This is a genomic window from Polynucleobacter sp. 35-46-11 (assembly GCF_002281105.1).
Window position 1 is genome coordinate 1 of sequence record NZ_NCFJ01000159.1, and the last position, 4,912, is coordinate 4,912.

Below are 4,912 nucleotides of genomic sequence, written 5' to 3' on the forward strand. Positions count from 1 at the left end.
AAGGATAAAGCTTCACTCGGTCCAAGGAGTAATACCCTTTTGGCTGCAACACGTCTTTTACATAATCATCAAAGACGCTGCCGGTTGGATAAGCAATAGTATATTTTTGTAACTGGGATAAATCGGCAATCTTAATATTACGATTTTGTAGGCCAATTAAATCCCAAGTACTTGTGAAGTATGGCTTGGAAAAATCTATCACTTCTTTGCGTTTATCTGTAATAGAGATACCCGAGAACGCAACATCAGCCTGCCCGCTAGTCACCGCGCCCAACATACCTAGCCAATCGTAAGCAGTCATTTTGAATGTACAACCTCGTGACTTGCAGTAACCCTCAAATATTTCCAAATCTACGCCCGTGTATTTGCCATCTTTCTCAAAAAGCATTGGGGGGATGGCAGGCGATACAGCAACCTTAATCACATTAGATTGCTCTTCCTTGGAGCATGCGCCAAGTACAAATAGGCTTGCTAACAATATCGATATTATTTTCAATAGTCTCATGATGTATTTAGCATTCAATTAGATGAACGATCTTATCAAGAATTGAATGTAAAAAACCACCCGAAGGTGGCTTTTACTTTCTAATGGCTACTTTTATCTCTTGCTAGCCAATGTTTACTTTTTTGGTGGGTACGTGATTCGCTTTACAGAAATCCACAATAGCATCTGCAAATTTGAGATAGCGTGCGTTTACCAACCTCAGTTCGCTTAACTCTGATACGGTTTTTGATACTTCGCGTTTAAACGATACGTCCTCATAGCCTGGATGATATGGGGCTTCCTTAGTGTAGATATTGCTCATAATTTGCCTATTTCAGTAAGATTGTTAATGGTCCCAATGCGGGAAATAGCTAATGCGCTCTTACTGATTTAGCTTGGGGTGGTATTCATACAGGGCTCCTAACTTGCGCGTGCGCATTCAATGCGCCACTCGCTTGCCGCTCCCCCTGTCCTTGATACCTGAGAGATTCACACTAAGACCTAGCTTAGTGCTTGCTCCTTCGGTGCACCATCAATATGGTGACTCTCCAGACGGCAGTTTAGGATAAGCAGTACCTTCCTGTTGGGTACCTGAGCGTTCATGGGAGTTTGCGCCTTCGGTGGAGGCCTATGGCCTCACTCTCCTGCTTGGCGCTAGTATATCTTGAGATGTTACTTTTGTAATCCTGGCTAATACCTAGCCCCAGGAATGCCAAGAATTTAATTGACCTTTTTAATTTCTTTAATGGTATTGCCTTCACCCAACAACACAATCTTAGGTACATGCTTTGCAACTGCATCGTTGCTAACTTGTCCGTATGTGCAAATAATCAGATGGTCGCCAACATGTGCTTTACGTGCAGCAGCGCCATTCAAAGAAATAATGCCAGACCCACGCTTTGCTTTAATGATGTAAGTTGAGAAACGCTCGCCATTGTTGATGTTGTAAAGCTCGATCTTTTCAAATTCACGCATATCCGCAGCATCGAGTAAGTCTTCATCGATTCCACAAGAGCCTTCATAATGCAAATCCGCCTCTGTAACGGTTGCTCTGTGAATTTTTCCCAACAACATAATGCGATTCATACGATTTCCTCAAGAATTAAAAGCATGCCTCTTCCAGCATTTTTAGCAGCTATCTCGCTATTTTCTCAAATTTTTTTGATATTACGCCAACAAAAAACCCCGCTTACACGGGGCTTTTTGTTTAACCATTATCTACTACTTACTTGGCGCGACTTTTTCCTGCCTTAGGAGCCTGACCAAATTGACCTTCTGCACTCTTCATTGCGGTTTCAACACTTTTCTCAAAGTTTGCAAAAGCATCTTGAGTGGTTGATCGTACTTGATCAAAATTTTGCATTGCTGTGTTGAATGCCGAGGTAAAGGCACTTACATATGCTTCTGAACCTGCTGGCGCCTTTGAGGTAGCGGCTGCGACAAAGCTCTTTAAGTCATCTTGTGATTGATCAATGGCGGCTTCTACAGCCTCAACTAATTCTTGATTTCCACGACGCAATACTGCGGCTACTTTTTTCTGATAAGCGGCAACTTCAGCAACCGCCTCTTGCACTTCTGGGCTTTGCAGGAGATCTAAGGCTGCTTTAGCATCTTTACCCTTTAACAATTCAGCGGCCTTAGCTTGCGCATTGGCTACAGCTTGTTGAGCTGCTTGGTAATTGATTTCTGCTAGTTCTTGAGCGTTCTCGAGAGCAGTTTGACCCAATGCACGGGCGCTTTCAACGGATTTGGCTTGATTTTCTGCAAATTGATTTTTGAACATGATATTTCCTTTAAAGGGTTATTTGTTGCACTGCACCATATTAATAGCTTATTTTGGGCTTAGCAAGGAAATATTGCTGCAAAGCAACATATAATTCTGTCAGTTCACGTAGTTTGTTACAAAAAGCAGCGCTAAACCTTGCCTAGGAGGCGCTTTGCTTCATCTAGTTTAGAAATGATTGGTTATGCGCCGTAGATTTATCGTGCTTTTGCTTCTTTGCATGCCATTGGCAAGCTCACACGCAGAAAGCGCTTCAGAGTGGTCTCAAAACACAACAAATCATCTGGAATCCATTTGGGATAAAGGCGAAAACGAGCTCTATATTCCGCTCTACACGTATCACATGCCTTATGCGTATTCCCAAGACAAAATCAATCAATACACCGAATATCCGATGGGCATTGGTTTTGGCAGGGGCCTAATGAATGAGAGCGGTAACTGGGAGGGCATTTTTGGGATGACCTTCAAAGACTCGCACGGAATTTATCAGTACATGGTTGGCTATGGCTGGATCCCCATGTGGAATATCGGCAATAGTCCTGACTGGAAGTACGGCGTTGGAGCAACTGCATTCATCATGTCGCGCCAAGACATCATGAACTACATTCCCTTCCCTGGTTTACTGCCCATTGCCTCAATCAGCTATAAAGAGCTCAGCATTCAGGCTGCGTATGTGCCTGGCAATCAAAATGTCGGCAACGTCTTGTTCGCTTGGGCTAAATACAGCTTGCCCTAAACACAATTAAGCGGGATTATTTTTTAAATAGTCGATCACCCAAACTGGATCACTATCGCTCGGAAAAATTGGGTAGTGCACAGCCTCGATCACACCATTATTCACAATCAAAGTAATGCGCTTGAGCAAAGTCATTCCAGCGGCAACAAAGGTAGGTAGCTGCAATGACTTCTGAAGTTGATAATCTGCATCACTTAATACCGGAAATGGTAAATGCAAGCGATCCGCCATCTCTTTTTGGTATTCGGTTGATTGCACGCTCAAACCAAATACCTCCACACCTAAGGTGCGCAACTCTTGATAGTGATCTCTAAACGAACAGCTTTGAGGCGTACACCCTCTTGCTCCCGGTATCTGATCCCAGCCTTCTGGCAAAGCAACATTGGGCTGCCCAGTCATTGGATAGCAGTAAATCACTAAGCGCCCTTTACTCTCGCCAAGATTAAAGCGGCTAGCGGTGGTGGCATTCAAAGTGAGGGAAGGTAAGTGCATGCCAACCAAATGATCGGCAGCCCCATCATCCTGGGGAATAGGTAAGTTGCTAGGCAATTGATTGAAATTGGTCATAGTGAGATTTCATTAAACTAAGCTACACATTACAAGATTCTGCAATTAGATACAGCAGAGAGATCCGCTGAATGCTCATCACAAAGGAGGAATGCTTACTCGGCTGCTGAACGCATTAGCCTCAAGAGTTCAACATCATGCTCGGGTAGGCCATCCAATACGCTAGTGAGGCTTGGCATCTTTGCAATAATTTCCTTTGCCAAGAAGAAGCGCATTGACCAGGCGGGAAAACTTCTTTCTTGAATGTCCTCCAGCTTCAATAAGCGCACTTGCTGATGGCGAGGATCTCGCTGAATTTTTTCCCATATTTTTCATGACCTCCGTACGAGGCCCTTCTAATATTTGGCCAAAATGTTGGTTCTCGTAAAAAAGCACTCCCGATAAGCCTAATTTTTGATTGAGTTGCGCGGCTTGATCGGTGAGGCGCATCAATGCCAAGACACCCATATCCTGCGTTGCCTTGCTGATATAGCTCACAGAAATTAATTGGGACTTACTCATCTTGTTATCTTAGGGGTGAATCTGGCGAATTATAGATATTAGCTTTTGATATAGCCTCAATCAATGCTGATTTACCCGAGAGGCTCAGCAATGTGCCCAACAATCCCCCTGGGAATGGCGCCATGATTAATCCAGCTCTATTCTTTGGCAATTTTTAATGGGGCCGATCTTGCAAAGATTCAGAGTATTCCCTAAATAACTTCCAGCACTTTACTCAAGGAATTACCTTCATAGTTTGGCTTCTCACCGATTTCTTCAAAAGGGTGCCCAAGACGATTAACCCAAAATACATCAAAGCCAAACCACTTTGCGCCTAACGCATCCCAAGCATTACTTGAAACAAATAACACTTCTTCTTTTTTGACTGGAAATGCTTTTAATAAAAGCTCATAGGATTGTGGGGCAGTCTTAAATAGTCGTATATCTTCAACCGTGATAACTTGATCTAGATAGGGCATCAAACCATTACTCTTGACCACTGTTGCTAGCATCTCTCTGCTGCCATTAGACAAAATGGCCGTTGACAATCCTTTACTTTTTATTGTCTTGAGGACAGTGAAGCTATCCTCAAAACCAGTGAGCTTTGCATACTGATCCATCAAGCGCTTCTCATTTTCCGAAGTGAGATTTAAGTTCATGCGCTTGCAAACGTAATGCAAGGAACGAACCGTTAACTCCCAAAAGGGAAGGTAATGCTTGCTGCCGCTAGGGTTCGGGTCACTCATGGTGACTAGGCGAGTGTATTCAATTTGGCGGTCACGCCACATTAAAGCGAAAGCTTGGCCATTACCCGGAAATAAGGCTTCCGCCAACTCTCCCATGGAATAAACATCAAACAATG

The 4,912-nt window shown here is 43.6% G+C and carries 8 protein-coding genes, 1 pseudogene and 2 riboswitches; of the genes and pseudogenes, 1 reads left to right on the top strand and 8 read right to left on the bottom strand.

Going from position 1 to position 4,912, the window contains the following annotated elements:
• The 4 genes from B7Y67_RS10740 to B7Y67_RS10755 all read right to left on the bottom strand — a co-directional run.
• On the bottom strand, positions 1-505 hold a 505-nt coding region (locus tag B7Y67_RS10740), incomplete at its 3' end, for a transporter substrate-binding domain-containing protein (RefSeq protein WP_293598639.1).
• A gap of 103 nt (positions 506-608) precedes the next feature.
• Positions 609-806, bottom strand: coding sequence for a hypothetical protein (locus tag B7Y67_RS10745; RefSeq protein WP_293598640.1), 198 nt, complete (start codon positions 804-806; stop codon positions 609-611).
• A gap of 135 nt (positions 807-941) precedes the next feature.
• Positions 942-1,046, bottom strand: a riboswitch (glycine riboswitch).
• A gap of 8 nt (positions 1,047-1,054) precedes the next feature.
• Positions 1,055-1,141, bottom strand: a riboswitch (glycine riboswitch).
• A 63-nt stretch (positions 1,142-1,204) separates the two neighbouring features.
• Complete coding sequence (panD, locus tag B7Y67_RS10750; RefSeq protein WP_215302241.1) at positions 1,205-1,570, bottom strand: aspartate 1-decarboxylase; 366 nt, start codon at positions 1,568-1,570, stop codon at positions 1,205-1,207.
• 139 nt (positions 1,571-1,709) lie between these two features.
• A complete protein-coding gene (locus B7Y67_RS10755; RefSeq protein ID WP_293598641.1) occupies positions 1,710-2,267 on the bottom strand; it encodes a phasin family protein in 558 nt (185 codons plus the stop codon).
• Between the two features lie 184 nt (positions 2,268-2,451).
• On the opposite strand from B7Y67_RS10755, the gene pagP reads away from it, so the two are divergent.
• Positions 2,452-3,003 carry a lipid IV(A) palmitoyltransferase PagP gene (gene pagP / locus B7Y67_RS10760; RefSeq protein WP_293598642.1) on the top strand — a complete coding sequence of 184 codons (552 nt, stop codon included), beginning with the start codon at positions 2,452-2,454 and terminating at the stop codon, positions 3,001-3,003.
• Between the two features lie 6 nt (positions 3,004-3,009).
• Here pagP and B7Y67_RS10765 read toward each other — a convergent pair whose 3' ends face one another.
• The 4 genes and pseudogenes from B7Y67_RS10765 to B7Y67_RS10775 all read right to left on the bottom strand — a co-directional run bounded on the left by B7Y67_RS10765 (position 3,010) and on the right by B7Y67_RS10775 (position 4,910).
• Positions 3,010-3,570, bottom strand: a complete 561-nt coding sequence (locus B7Y67_RS10765; RefSeq protein WP_215302244.1) for a peroxiredoxin — start codon at positions 3,568-3,570, stop codon at positions 3,010-3,012.
• Between the two features lie 95 nt (positions 3,571-3,665).
• Positions 3,666-3,839 carry a hypothetical protein gene (locus tag B7Y67_RS19510; RefSeq protein ID WP_363927118.1) on the bottom strand — a complete coding sequence of 58 codons (174 nt, stop codon included), beginning with the start codon at positions 3,837-3,839 and terminating at the stop codon, positions 3,666-3,668.
• Positions 3,811-4,071 (bottom strand): annotated as a pseudogene (locus tag B7Y67_RS10770) (BLUF domain-containing protein); the annotation flags it as partial. The gene B7Y67_RS19510 and the pseudogene B7Y67_RS10770, both read right to left, overlap by 29 nt.
• A 191-nt stretch (positions 4,072-4,262) precedes the next feature.
• Positions 4,263-4,910, bottom strand: a complete 648-nt coding sequence (locus B7Y67_RS10775; RefSeq protein WP_293598644.1) for a haloacid dehalogenase type II — start codon at positions 4,908-4,910, stop codon at positions 4,263-4,265.
• Positions 4,911-4,912 lie beyond the last annotated feature (2 nt).